The organism is Bryocella elongata, assembly GCF_900108185.1.
GTDB classification, from domain to species: domain Bacteria; phylum Acidobacteriota; class Terriglobia; order Terriglobales; family Acidobacteriaceae; genus Granulicella; species Granulicella elongata.
The window spans coordinates 227,809-241,595 of sequence record NZ_FNVA01000005.1; the positions used below are offsets into that span (position 1 = coordinate 227,809).

Here is a 13,787-nt window from a genome sequence, read left to right on the forward strand (position 1 = left end):
GCTTACTGCAGCGAAGGAGAATCCTGTGGGGCCGGCGTTTCATACGAACCCAGCTGTGCAGGGACGGCTTCGGGAAGAGAACCTGTGAGGGCCGCAAATGCCATCCGGTTCCGGCCCTCGTTCTTGGCGCGATAGAGGGCTTTGTCGGCTCGTTCGAGCAGGCTGTGCGCTGAGTCAGAGGCTCCATTCCGCCAGGTCACGCCGATGGAACAGGTCACGGTCAGCGTGAGGATGCCGACCTCGATCGGCTGGCAGAGAGCGGTATGGAGCTCTCTGAGGCGCTCGTTGGAGTCGGTCTCTCGGAGTCCAGGCAGCAGCACCAGCATCTCTTCTCCGCCGTAGCGACCCGCCGCGTCATAGGAACGCGCGAGTTCCCGCATGCGACGAGCGTATTCCTTCAGGACTGCGTCGCCCGTTGTGTGGCCCCACGTGTCGTTGATGCGCTTGAAGTGATCGATGTCCAGCAGCACGAGAGCGAGCGGAGACTCGTCACGAGTGCTGCGCTGGAGCTCCTCCTCGAGCTTCGCGATGATGGCTCCGCGATTGAGCAGGCCGGTCAGGGAGTCGTGCATCGCCAGCACCTGCAACTCGTTGCGCGCTTTCACCAGTTCCTGGGTCTCGCGCTGGAGCTCGGCTGTGCGTTTGGCAACCAGGTCTTCGAGCAGGCGCTGCCGCCGGACCAGCATGCGCACGCTCCATCGCCAGACACTGAGTCCGAGAAGGAGTGCAGAGAGCAGTTCCAGCAGATAGACGCTCCGGGTCTGCCACCAGGGCGGAAGCACATGGAACCGCAGCACAACGGGCTGGGAGGTGCGTCCATCGCCTTCATCCATCGCCTTGATCTCCAGGAGATACGATCCCGGTGGCATCGGAGGATAGCGGATGTCGGGCTCCGTGGAATCCTGCCAGTCCTCCTCCAGTCCCACCATGCGATAACGGAAGTGGATGGTGGCTTCGCGGCGAAAATCGAAGTGCATCATATGTGCGGTCAGGGCCTGATGCCGAAAGGGGATCTCATTGTCAATCCTGAGGTCCAGGACATGGTCACCCCATCTCGCCGTGTCGATGGCTGCCGTGAGGGGAGGAGCGCTGAAGAGCGTCTCCGGGTTCGGCAGTCGCGCCGCGCCTCCGCTGGTGCCGATCCACACGGAGCCGTCGTGGTCGTCATAGAAGCCACTGCTGTTGATGTCGTTCCAGACCAGACCGTCGTCCACGGTGACATGGATCCAGCGTTTGCCGTCTGACACCCATATGCCCTGGCCTGTCCCCACCCATATCCAGCCGCGATGGTCGGAGGCGATCAGGTAGACCGAGAGGTCCTCGGAGGTGGCCCACGGCGCAGACTCGATGAGCTCCGCGTGATCGCCCACGACCCGCAGGTGAGCGAGCGAAGGCTTCGCACCCGAGAGCCAGAGGCTCCCGTCCTTTCCCAGCGTGATCTGGGAGGAGAGCACCGGCTGAAAACCGGCGGGGAGACGGATCTGGCTCCAGTGGCCGTCAACGAAGTGCGAGAGTCCCTTCTCACCAATGAACCAGAGGCCGCCGTGGGCATCTTCGACGCCTTCGTAAAGATGCCCTTGAAGTGACGGCACGGCCGCGACCCGTTGCGGCTTGCGTTGGGGGGAGTTCCAGTCGACTACGTACAGTCCCGGTATGGAGCAGATCCACATGCGGCCCGAGTGGCTGAAGAGGAGCTGAAAGATTCCGCTGAGTTGTGCCACGGGTCGCGTCCGATGCGTGTCCGGGTCGAAGTCAACCACGCTGCCGTCATCGCTGCCCGCCCAAATGTGGCCGTCGGGCGTCTCCGCCAGCGTCTGAACGCGGCGCATTGCCCGCCCCGTTGTGCTGGTGGCGGGCGAAGGCGCATGGGCGCCGGGGCGGAACTCGTCGAGGCCCCCTTCGGTGGCTACCCACATCCTTTCCCGTCGGTCCCGAAGGAAGTTCCACACCACGTCTGAACTGAGTCCCGTGGCGGAGGTCCAATTCTCGAAGCTGTCGTATCCGCGCCACCGCGCCAGGCCGTGACCGCTGAGTCCCAACCAGAGCGATCCCTGATGGTCGAACGAAAGAGCGTCGATCTCATTGGGGGGAATTCCGGAGGACCGGTCGAAGACGCGCCATCTGTCCTGCTCGAACCGCGCGAGCCCTTTGGATAAGTTGATCAGGACGCGTCCCTGGGGATCCTCCGCGACGTCCATCCCTCGCACGGTGAGTGACTCGCCGGTGAGAGCGCCGCTTAGCGAGTGAAAGCGTTCCGCGTCGCGATCGAGCCTGTAGATGGAATGCTCGCTGCGCACCCAGAGCCTGCCGCGGCTATCGAGTAAGGCAGATCTCCACGACTCAGCAGGAAGGCCCTGTGGCGTGCCGTAAAGCTTCAGGGAGCGTCCGTCATAGCGGCAGACCTGGCTGTCACAGCCGAGCCACAGGGTGTCATCCGGGGCCGCGTAGACAAAGGAGACGTTGTTGAGTCCGGGGTGCTGGGCCCGAAGCGTGTCCCCAAAGAGTTCTTGCACCGTCCACTGTCCGGTCGATGCGCGCTCGGCGAGATAGAGCTGATGACGGCTTACGAAGTAGATTCGCCCATCCCTCGTACGGCTGGCTGCGAGAGAAGCGAAGAGGTCGAACTCGAATCCTTCCGGTGGCGAGGTCACCGCGTGCATCCCGCCAGCATCCAGAAGATAGAGCGAGTGGATCGTGGCGAACCAGGCTTCGCCACTCCGGCCCTCGGTGCCTCCCGCTACGTAGGAGTCTCCCGGAACGGTCAGCGGAACGCGATGGACGCGTGATCCGGCGTAACGGTACAGACCGCCATCCGTGCACGTGTAGAGCGGCCCCGCGGTGACCTGCACGATGCAGTGAACGCCCAGGTCATTGAGCCCGTCCGACGCGTCGTAGTGGCGGAAGGAGTATTCCTGTCCCTCCAGGACCACGAGCGGACGAGCCAGCAGAACCAAACAGAAGATTCTTAGGAGCGCTCTGGTGGCTGGGCGGAGCATAGCAACTCTTAATCGGCATCTCAGACGGAGTTTTCGGGGATATGCGGCCTATTCCCGGGGGATTGGCAGCCGTGTGTCCCGGTTCGGGACTTGCCGCCAACGCCACCGCTGCTGTTGCGAGCCGTCGCTCGGTGTCTGCCATCACAGCTTCCTGCGGCCTCGCCAATGACACTGACCTCGCGGCGCAATCTGCCGTTTGGAGGAAACCCCGTGGGCGCTGAATCACCCCAGGTCATGGATGGAAATGACGCCGCAGCGTCGGTCGCGTACCGGCTGTCTGAGGTCATCGCGATCTATCCAATCACACCGTCGTCCTCGATGGCGGAGGCTGCCGATCAGTGGCACACGGATGGCCGCAGGAACATCTGGGGTGGTCTACCCATCGTGGAAGAGATGCAGAGCGAAGGTGGAGCTGCGGGCGCGCTGCATGGAGCGTTGCAGGCAGGGGCCTTTGGCACCACGTTCACGGCTTCGCAGGGCCTGCTGCTGATGATCCCGAACATGTTCAAGATCGCCGGCGAGCTGACGCCGACGACGATGCATGTGACTGCCCGCACGCTCGCCACGCATGCGCTGTCCATCTTCGGCGATCACTCCGACGTGATGGCCTGCCGCTCGACCGGCTGGGCGATGCTGTGCTCGAACTCCGTGCAGGAGGCGGGCGACATGGCGCTGATTGCGCAGATCGCCACGCTGGAGTCGCGCGTACCGTTCATGCACTTCTTCGATGGCTTCCGCACCTCGCATGAGATCAACAAGGCGTATCCCATCTCCGATGAGACGATCCGCGCGCTGCTGGACGACAAGTACATCATCGAGTACCGCAAGCAGGCGCTGAGCCCGGACCGTCCGCGCATTCGCGGCACGGCGCAGAACCCGGATGTCTTCTTCCAGGCGCGTGAGGCGGCGAATCCGTATTACAAGGCGGCGCCGGGAATCGTGCAGTCGGTGATGGATCGCTTCGCTGCGTTGACCGGGCGCGCGTATCACCTGTTCGACTACTACGGTGCGCCGGACGCCGAGCGCGTGATCATCGTGATGGGTTCTGCGGCAGAGGCCGTGGAAGAGGCCGTCGACGCCCTGCGGCGAAATGGCGAGCGAGTCGGCGTGTTGAAGGTGCGGTTGTATCGGCCCTTCGATGCCAGCGCCTTCCTCAAGGCGTTGCCGGAGACGGTGCGCTCGATTGCCGTGCTTGACCGAACAAAGGAGCCCGGCGGCGCGGGCGAGCCGCTGTATCAGGACATCGTCACGGTGCTCGCCGAGCATCACGACAAGCTTTCGTTCGTGGTCAAGCCCCAGGTCATCGGTGGACGCTACGGCCTCTCCTCCAAGGAGTTCACGCCCGCGATGGTGAAGGGTATCTACGACGAACTCACGAAGGCCGATCCGAAGAACCACTTCACCATCGGCATTGACGACGACGTCACGAACCTGAGCCTCGACTACGACCCCAGCTTCTCGACTGAAGATCCGGAGACGGTGCGCGCTCTCTTCTTCGGCCTCGGTTCGGATGGCACCGTCGGCGCGAACAAGAACTCCATCAAGATCATCGGCAACGAGACCGACCACTACGCGCAGGGCTACTTTGTGTACGACTCGAAGAAGTCCGGCTCGATGACGACCTCGCATCTCCGCTTCGGCCCGAACCCCATCCGCTCGACGTACCTGATCTCGCAGGCGAACTTCCTTGCGTGCCACGAGTTCACCTTCCTGGAGCGGCTGAACGTGCTGGAAGCAGCGATGCCCGGAGCGGTCTTCCTGCTGAACTCGCCGTACTCCGCGGAAGAGGTGTGGGACAAGCTGCCGCGCACCTTGCAGCAGGAGATCGTGCGCAAGCAGATCGAGTTCTACGTCATCGATGGTTCGAAGGTCGCGCGCGATGCGGGCATGGGCTCGCGCATCAACACCATCATGCAGACATGCTTCTTCGCTATCAGCGGCGTGCTGCCGCGTGAGGAGGCGATCGCGCAGATCAAGAAGTCCATCCGCAAGACCTACGGCAAGCGCGGCGAGGCTGTGGTCGAGAAGAACTTCGCTGCCGTTGATGCAGCGCTGGCCCATCTCGAAAAGGTGAAGATTCCTTCAGCGGCAAGTTCCGAGCTGGAGCTTGCGGCGTCGCTCTCGGGCAATCCGCCGGAGTTCGTCGGCCATGTGCTCGGCGAGATCGCCGCAGGTCGCGGCGATGCGTTGCCGGTGAGCGCGTTCCCGGCAGGTGGAGCGTTCCCTACGGGGACCTCGCAGTATGAGAAGCGCAACATCGCGCAGTTCATCCCCGTGTGGGATGAGGAGCTTTGCATCCAGTGCGGCAAGTGCGTGCTGGTGTGCCCGCACGCGGTAATCCGGTCGAAGGTCTACAGCGCGGACCTCGCGGCTGCGGCGCCGGAGACCTTCAAGTCCGCGACGCCGAAGTGGAAGGGCCGCGAGCAGGAGCGGTACACGCTGCAGGTTGCGCCGGAAGATTGCACGGGTTGCAGTGTGTGCGTGGAGATCTGCCCGGTGAAGAGCAAGACCAATCCCGAGCACAAGGCGATCAACATGCAGCCGCAGGCGCCGCTGCGTGTGCCGGAGCGCGAGAACTGGAACTACTTCCTGTCGATTCAGGAGAGCGATCGGAGCAAGCTTTCACATGGTCAGGTAAAGGACCTGCAGCTGCTGCAGCCGTTGTTTGAGTTCTCAGGTGCGTGCCCGGGCTGCGGCGAGACGGCGTACATCAAGATGCTGACGCAGATGTTTGGCGACCGGCTGTATATTGCGAACGCGACGGGGTGCTCGTCGATCTATGGCGGCAGTCTTCCGGCGACGCCTTATAGCCAGAACGCTGCAGGCCGTGGGCCGACGTGGGCGAACTCACTGTTCGAGGACAATGCGGAGTTCGGCTTTGGCATGAGGACCGCGCTCGACCAGCAGAAGGACTTTGCCGGTATGCTGCTGAAGCGGCTGGAAGAGCCCGTGGGCACGGTGCTGGTGAACGAGATCCTGAACGCGCCGGAGGGCACGGAAGAGGAGATCAACGCACAGCGCAAGCGCGTGGAGCTGCTGCGCGACCGCATCGCTGCTGTTGATTCCAGCGACGCGCGCAACCTGCTCGCGGTGGTGGACTCACTGGTGCGCAAGAGTGTGTGGATCCTGGGCGGCGATGGCTGGGCGTATGACATCGGCTTCGGCGGCCTCGACCATGTGCTGGGATCGGGCAAGAACGTGAACGTGCTGGTGATGGATACCGAGGTCTACTCGAACACGGGCGGGCAGGCTTCGAAGTCGACCCCGCGCGGCGCGGTGGCGAAGTTTGCCACGGCGGGCAAGACGATGAACAAGAAGGACCTCGCAATGGAGTCCGTGAGCTACGGCTATGTGTACGTGGCGCGCGTCGCGCTGGGTGGCAATGACAGTCACGTGGCGAAGGCCTTCCAGGAGGCCGAGGCCCACGACGGGCCGTCGCTGATCATCGCGTATGCAAGCTGCATCGCGCATGGCTATGACCTGGTGCATTCGCTCGACCAGCAGAAGCTGGCGGTGCAGTCTGGATACTGGCCGCTGATGCGCTACAACCCGAAGCTGCGCGAGGAAGGGAAGAACCCGTTCCAGCTGGATTCGCGGGCGCCGACGATCCGGCTGAAGGACTATGCCTATCGCGAGGCGCGGTACTCCATGCTGGCGCGGAGCAATCCGGAGATGGCTGCGAAGCTTCTGGAGGAGGCGCAGGACGACGTCGAGCGCCAGTGGCGCGTATATTCAGCGCGTGCTGGCATGCCGGGCCGTTCGGAGTCACCGCATATTGCGCCTGAAGAAGCGCCTGCGGAGCCTGTCAAGGCAAAGGTGTAGGTCGCAGCCGAATGGAAGTGCTGCCTGAAGCAATGAAATGGCGCGGGGACATGCGAGCTGATTCGCATGTCCCCGCGCCACGTCTGTGATGGGTTATAGCGGCTCTCCGTTCACGGGCTTGGGCGTAATGGCCTCGTGCTCGTCTTCCGATTCGGTGCTGCCCTGCTTCAACGACGGATCAGTCGGCTCAGTAGGCGCTGCGCTCTCCGGTTCGAAGACGAGGGAGAACGCTGGCATATCGAGTGATGTTTCAGCAACTGCAGCAGCAGACTCAAGAGCGGGCCCTGGGGCTGGTTCGTCCATGCCTGTGTGGAGGACAGGTTCGTAACCTGGCTCTTCTACGTAGGGTTCCGCGACGGCCGGCTCCGCGACGTCAGGCTCCGGCACAAAAGCCGGCACCGGTGGAGCGGGTTCGGGAGCCAACTCGAGGGCGTGTTCGATGGCCGGCTCGAAGTCATGGGTGACCGTCGGCTCAACCACGTTACCCTGCGGCGCAAACGCCGGCTCCTCTTCGAGGCCAAGGTATCGCACCAGGATGCAGGTGATGTTGTCGGCTCCGCCCATGGAGCGAGCCGTATCGATCAGGCGCTGGCAGGAAGCCTCGAGGCTGTCATTGCCGATGAGTTCGGTGAGGTGCTCCTTGTCGACGTAGCGGGTGAGGCCGTCGCTGGCGAGCAGGATCATGTCCCCGGGCGTCAGGTCACCGCCGAAGAAGTCCGGCTCAACGGTCGCAGCGGCGCCGATGGCCCGGGTGATGACCGTCTCCATCCCTTTGAGGTCGACGGTGTGGCGGTCGGCTTCGGAGACGGTGCCCATGCGGATCAGCTCATTGATGTAGGAGTGGTCCTGGGTGATCTGCAGGATCTTCCCGGCCTTGATGCGATAGGCGCGGCTGTCACCCACGTTGCCGACGAGCAGTCGGTTGTCGCGAACCACCAGGACGACCGTGGTGGTCCCCATGCCCTTGTGCTCGGGGAGCTGTCCGGCGGCCCATACGGCGTCGTTCGCGGCCCGAATCGCAGTGAACAGCCTGACGTCGACCGCCGTCGGCTCCGGCTGCGCGGCGAAGACCTCAATGAGGGTGCGGCATGCGATCGCGCTCGCGACTTCGCCCGCTGCCATGCCGCCCATACCGTCGCAGACGACATAGAGCTGGTTGGCGGGATCGTAGCCAAAATTATCTTCGTTGTTGGTGCGGACGCAGCCCATGTCACTAAGCGCCGCCACCTCAATCTTCGCTGGCAATGTCAGACGCCTCCAAAATCCTGAGCTTGAGTCCTGCAAAAGGGATGTTCCAGAAGCCTCTGCGGTTGTTTCACCTTTGGCAATGGCATTACTGGTTCACCTTGGTCGTGCAATGCATCTGCCGCATAAACGCAGGGTTGAGCAACGGAGCGCCGGGGCCCGAAGCGTCAAGCTTATAGTCATACGGCGTTCCGGTTGAGTGACCGTTGATGGATTCCTGGAAGATGAGTTCCAACTGGGACTGCGTCGGATGCTTCGCCTCATACGCGAAGTGGAAGACCGACCAATTTCCCGGGTAGGTATGGGACTGGCCCTGTGGCCCGCTGATCTTCGTCGTCGAACCGGCTGACGAGACCCACGTGAAGGATTTCTGCCCCGGACCACTCAGGGCCGTGCCGTTGATCTCGATGACAGCGGGCGGTTGACCTGCGGCTGGCGGCTCCTCGGTGAGGCTGAAGACCAGCTGCGGCGTCGCCCCCGTGGCGAAGAGAGCGGTCGAAAGCTGCTGCGCGTGGTTCATGAAGGTGACGAAGGCGGGGTTTAGGTTAGCGGTCGGATTCGCCGTGAACTGGCTGCCGATCAGGGTCAGGTTCGCGCTTTGGGTCTGGGCGTACTGTGCGAAGGCGCCGGAGCCGGGCTGGAAGATCCTGGCCACCTCGGACGGGTCCGCGTCGTCGTGCGCGTCGGGGTTGAAGGGGAACTTGTTGAGCAGCGGCGCCATCTGAGCGCAGAGCACCTTCGCTCCGCCGCCAGCAGCTGCGTCCTTCAACCCCTTTGCCGCTGCCAGGGCGGACTTGATGGGCGCCTGGAGCAGGGCTTCGGAGGTTGAGTCCATCGCTCCGGTCGGGTCGGGCGGGAAGGCGCTGCGGATGGTGTTCACCGCGGCTGAGGCGGCATTTGCAGCCTGGATCACCGGATCGGCCACCGCGGGTGTGATGGGCGTTCCAGCCTCCGGAATCGCGTTGTCGAGCGCTTCGAGCCCACCGGTGTAGGACGGCGGAAGGGCCAGGCTGTTGGGCGCAACGACCATCTGCGGCGCCTGGAAGGGCTTGGAGAAGTCGTCGATGTTGACGGCCGTGTTGTCGGAGATGAGCTTGAAGACCTGCATCATCGGGGAGCCGGAGCCCGCGAGCACGTGCAGCTTCTTCTTGGCCTCGGGCAGGTCTCCGCCGGTGAGCACGTGGGCTGCCTTGAGGTAGCTTCGCCAGGCATTGAGGAAGTCATTGAGGTACTTTGGCGCCAGCTGCGCGCGCAGCGATGGGATATCGACTGTATTGGCTGCGCGGAAGCCGAGCACCCACTCCTCGCCGCTGGCGTAGGGTTCGGGGTGCTGGATGGCGTCCTGCATGAAGGTAAAGCCGCCCTTGGTGAAGGCGCCTTCCACGTCATAGCTGTCGCTCACGTACGCGACGTAGGCAGGGAACTGGCGGTTGAAGTTGACGCCCGGGAACTTGCGATCCGCAGCGGCCTTCATGCTCTGGTAGACCTGATCGCTGCCATCGGCGCCGCGCAGGAAGTTGCGGGCCTGGGTGACGGCGGACATGTGTGGTTCACCACCGAGGGTGGCCATGCAGGATTTGGGCTGCGGAAGAAGCGCAGCGTAGGTCTGGAACTGCGTGCGGGCGAGGTCGGTCTGCTCCTGCGAGACGCTGCGCGCGCCCACCCAGGCATGGACGAAGTCGTCGGCGACGTCGGGCGTTGCCTTCTCGGGATTCGACGTCGAGATGAGATAGGCCCGCAGTGGACGGTAGGTGTCCGAGTAGGCACTGTTCTTGTCCCAGGCCGCAGGCAGCGCGCTCATCTGCGCGAGGATATTGGCCTGGGCCGGTTCCAGCAGCATGGCGCGGAGGCGCGCACCGTAAAGCGTGCATGCCTTCTCATAGAGCGGCTCGCTGCCGTAGAGACCGAAGCGATAGGCCAGCGGAGCTCCGTGGGAGTGGTAGTCGTCGATCTGCATGAAGACCTTGCGCAGCGCTTCGAGATGCTGCAGGTCGGCCACCGACGCGCCCTCGTGCTGGCCTGTCGGAGCAACCGCTGCGGCGGAGGCCTCCTTGAGTTTGTCATCCAGGCCCGAGTTATTGAGCCAGGACAAAGTCAGGGCAACGAAATAGAGGAAGAAGAATGCCGCGACGGTCCCGATGAGAACCCGCTTGACGACGTTGACCTTGGTGCTGGCGCGGCTCGTGTCGAGCGCAGTGCGATCGCTGAGGATGACACGCGGCAGCAGGTGCGGCAGGAAGACCCACTGCGGCACGCGGCGGGTGACTCGCTGCACGGGTGTGGGGATTGCGGGGATCTGTGCTGCGTTGAAGCTGAAGACCCGCGTCGCGCCGGGATCGACCGCGGCAGCGGGCGCAGCGGCCTGGCTGACGGGACCCGAGTCTTCGATGACGCGGGGACGCACGCCGGAGAAGTAAAAGCCACGGAGGAACGGGTTTACGCCAAGCTGGCTGGGACGGCCCACCTCGACCAGGAAGTCGACGATGGGGCCGCGCAGCTTGCGCAGCTCGCGGGGGAACTCGTAGGCCTTGGCGGTTTGCTCGGGTGCACTGCCGCGGCCGAGAACCTCGAGGCGGAACTCGCCGAGGGAGTAGACGAGCTCATCGAAGCGAGAGGTGGTCTGCGCTGCCGCGCGCTCGCCGTAGAGGCCCGCATCGGCATCCACACGCGCGAGCATTGCGCCAAGCGGCTGGCGAACCTCTTCTTCGGTCAGGTTGGTCGCGTAGTCGGCGAACGAACCTACGGTATCGAGCTTGGTGAAGAGAACGTAGACGGGCAGCGAGATGCCGAGCGTCTGTGAGACCTTGCGAAGGCTCTCGCGGAGCTTCTGTCCCAGCACGCGGGCGGCATCCGGCGATTGTCCCGGTGCAAGATGCTCGAGGCTTACGCAGAGCAGCACGGCACGTGTGGGCTGCAGGCCACCCTTCGCGAGGGCGGCGCCGTACTTGTTGGGCTGCGTCAGGCGGACGAGCCTTGCCCAGAGGCTGGGCTGGTCCAGCAGTGCGCCGCCGGCATCGACGATGATGCCATGGCCGGTGTACCAGATGTTCGCCAGCGGTGTGGGCGCGATCTGGCCATCGCGATACACCTCGCCCGCGAGCAGTTCGGGGTCGAGGCCGGACTGCACGAGCGTGTGCGTCTTGGCAGAGTTGGAGTCGCCGACAAGGTAGACGAGGGGAAGGCCGCTGAGCGACTTTCCGGTCGACGAGCCCTTGAGCTTATGCTCTGCAGCCTTGACCAGCGAATCGAGGCTGGAGGATTCGGCTGCGGTCAGATCGGAGGGAAGAGCGTCGCCTTCCATCTTCTTCTGGTAGATCACAATCGCCACCAGCGCAGCGATGCCGACGACGGACATCACCCCGACGAAGATGCCGAAGCGCATGCCTTCCAGGTGGGCAGCGAACGCAAACAGGACGATCAGCACCAGATAAACGAGGAGGCAGGGAATTCCGATCAGCAGGGCCTTCTTCATTACGCCCGTCCCTTCAGGCCGGAAGCCAGTGCTGCAACGGTGCGTTGCTGAAACGGCAGTGTGATGTGAAGCATCGTCACGTGAGCCAGGGTTGTATCGAGGATGAGTTTGTAACAGGCCAGGGCTACAAGTGCCAACACCGCAGTTGCGGCAGTGATCACGAACAGCCTCCGGATCCAGGGATCCTTCTGCGAGACGGTGGGGACCTCAGGTGCTGGCGGAACGCGGCACAGGACCTCCGGCCCACGAATGCGCGCGATCTTCTCGCGGATCGCCCGCAGGATGTTCTGGATCTCGCCGCGGTCGTTGAAGGCGTAGCGACCGCGATAGCCGAGGAGGATGCAGATGGCGTGCAGCTCGAGCACGTCCGCGGTCTCGTTCGAGTCAGGGCCGTGCAGCAGCTCTTCGATGTGGCGGAAGAAGTACTCGCCGGCGAACTGGCTGCCGAACATCTCCTCCTGCACGGTGCGTTGCGACCAGGTGCTGAAGGTGGGGTCACCGGAGTTGAGGACGCTTTCATCCAGGAAGCCGACGATGGCGTAGAGCGCCATCTTGGAGGCCGGGTCGGAGTAGCCCTGGGCCCGCGCGTTGGTCGTTGCGGTGGAGATCATCTGCCGCACGTTGTTGCGGAAGGCAGCGACGTCGGCCACTCGTTGCGTGCGGAAGCGCACGCGCAGAATCACGGTGATGACATCCTGAAATTCGAAGGCAAGGCTGTTGGTCGGGAACTTCCGCGGTGATTCGGTAGCACTCATGCTATGCCTCGGTGATGATGGTGACCTCAAATACAGCTGCGCCAAGCTCGTTCGGCAGATAGACGCCGACCTGCCTGGTTGCGAGGATGTGCTGCCAGCATGGCCCGGCGCTGGCAATGCTGAAGTAATGCATGTCCGCCTGCGCGCTGATGGCCGAGGGCGGAACAGGAACATGACTCAATTCAAGGCCCGGCAATGCGCGTTGCACCAGCTTCACCACGCCCTCCGCCGAGCAGATCTTGAGCGAGGACGGAACCTGCCGGATCAACGTTGATTCGGAGAGATTGGAGCGAATCCCGAGGATCCAGCGCGATCGGCGGAAGCTTCGCTCGTCAAGTACCGGCGCGGTAAAGATAGCAGGCTCGGTCTGCGTGAAGTTCAACGTGACCGTATTCGACGGTACGACGACCTCAAGATTGCGGTAGATCAGCCTCTCCAGCCGCGAAAAGACCGCGTTGAGTTGCAGATGGTCGTATGCAGGAATTTCCGAGGGATCTGCGTCGAGTGCAAACGTGCACAGCGAACCGGCGAGGCTCGATAGAGCCAGATAGAGCTCTTCGGGATGCCCGTCCCGCGCACTTAGCTGGTTCCGCAAAGGCGGAATCGCGGTGCACAGAGAGTGCAGAAACCAGTAACTCGCCACGTCGAGCGCTGACGAGCCTATCTCGAAGCTGCCGGTGCGCTTCTGTCCGGAGCGCGTGATCAGGATTTTGGCTTCGATCGCCTCGATCATGTGCTGCACGCGAACCAGCAGATCTTCTACCGCACCGATACGGAGCAGCGGAGGGTAGAAGGTGGGATCGATCGCAAATCCGCCCTTGCCATCGCGGACCACACGCGCGATGGGAATCGAGATCAGGCTCTTGTCGATCTGGGAGGCTCCCAGCAGCAGCAGATTCTTGCGCGACAGCGTGATCCGATACTCTTCGGTGCTGATCGTCTCATCGCGAACTACCTTCTCCACCACCCCGAAGCGAGTGCGCTTGGTGTCAGACAGATCCGTCGTCATCTGCTGGTCGACACGCTGCGGTACAGCGATATGAAGGATCATGTCGCTGTCGATGGGAGTAAAGATCTCGTGAAGATTCAGCGGCTGCGGACGAAGGTCGCTATCTGGAATATCGAAGATAAGGCCATCGGGAAAGATGCCCGAACCGAAGCTCAGGACCGCGCTGCCATTGCGGATCAGATCCGTATCCAGGCCAAAACTCAACAGGCCCCACGGATGATTGTGGAGCTGTCCGTTGAGAAACCAGAGCAGGTCTTCGAAGTAGCGGCTTTGAAGTTGGAAGTGCTGCGGCGTGAGGTGCATGCCTTCCGACCACACGACGCGAGACAAGCATTTCATGAATGCAACCTATCCGTGGAATGCCAAAGCCGTGCTCGTGGATGAAGTCGGATCGAAAACATTCCGCGGTTGCAGGGCGCAGTGTTGATGCACAGCGATATTATGCTGTAACGGTGCGACGCCCCAAGCAGATTCGTCGAGGAAGTTAG

General features: G+C 63.0%; 6 protein-coding genes. 1 reads left to right on the forward strand and 5 read right to left on the reverse strand.

Annotated elements, in window-relative coordinates:
* Nucleotides 1-2: 2 nt before the first annotated feature.
* Nucleotides 3-2,954, reverse strand: a complete 2,952-nt coding sequence (locus C4S68_RS15115; RefSeq protein WP_160115179.1) for a ligand-binding sensor domain-containing diguanylate cyclase — start codon at nucleotides 2,952-2,954, stop codon at nucleotides 3-5.
* 252 nt (nucleotides 2,955-3,206) lie between these two features.
* On the opposite strand from C4S68_RS15115, the gene nifJ reads away from it, so the two are divergent.
* Nucleotides 3,207-6,818: a pyruvate:ferredoxin (flavodoxin) oxidoreductase gene (gene nifJ, locus C4S68_RS15120; protein WP_235011621.1), complete on the forward strand. Its 3,612-nt coding sequence runs from the start codon at nucleotides 3,207-3,209 to the stop codon at nucleotides 6,816-6,818.
* Between the two features lie 93 nt (nucleotides 6,819-6,911).
* Here the strand turns inward: nifJ and C4S68_RS15125 are convergent, their stop codons facing one another.
* The 4 genes from C4S68_RS15125 to tssK all read right to left on the reverse strand — a co-directional run bounded on the left by C4S68_RS15125 (nucleotide 6,912) and on the right by tssK (nucleotide 13,638).
* Nucleotides 6,912-8,063 (reverse strand): PP2C family protein-serine/threonine phosphatase, encoded by a 1,152-nt coding sequence (locus C4S68_RS15125; protein ID WP_103933917.1) that lies wholly within the window; start codon nucleotides 8,061-8,063, stop codon nucleotides 6,912-6,914.
* A gap of 88 nt (nucleotides 8,064-8,151) precedes the next feature.
* Complete coding sequence (locus tag C4S68_RS15130; RefSeq protein ID WP_103933918.1) at nucleotides 8,152-11,535, reverse strand: ImcF-related family protein; 3,384 nt, start codon at nucleotides 11,533-11,535, stop codon at nucleotides 8,152-8,154.
* Nucleotides 11,535-12,290 carry a DotU family type IV/VI secretion system protein gene (locus C4S68_RS15135; RefSeq protein ID WP_103933919.1) on the reverse strand — a complete coding sequence of 252 codons (756 nt, stop codon included), beginning with the start codon at nucleotides 12,288-12,290 and terminating at the stop codon, nucleotides 11,535-11,537. The genes C4S68_RS15130 and C4S68_RS15135 overlap by 1 nt, the downstream gene beginning before the upstream one ends.
* A gap of 1 nt (nucleotide 12,291) precedes the next feature.
* On the reverse strand, nucleotides 12,292-13,638 hold the full coding sequence (gene tssK / locus C4S68_RS15140) for a type VI secretion system baseplate subunit TssK (protein WP_103933920.1): 1,347 nt from the start codon (nucleotides 13,636-13,638) through the stop codon (nucleotides 12,292-12,294).
* Nucleotides 13,639-13,787 lie beyond the last annotated feature (149 nt).

Bases quoted from the DNA above. Each gene is read 5' to 3' on its own strand.
- C4S68_RS15135 (WP_103933919.1), bottom strand. From the start codon at position 12,290: ATGAGTGCTACCGAATCACCGCGGAAGTTCCCGACCAACAGCCTTGCC.
- tssK (WP_103933920.1), bottom strand. From the start codon at position 13,638: ATGAAATGCTTGTCTCGCGTCGTGTGGTCGGAAGGCATGCACCTCACG.
- C4S68_RS15130 (WP_103933918.1), bottom strand. From the start codon at position 11,535: ATGAAGAAGGCCCTGCTGATCGGAATTCCCTGCCTCCTCGTTTATCTG.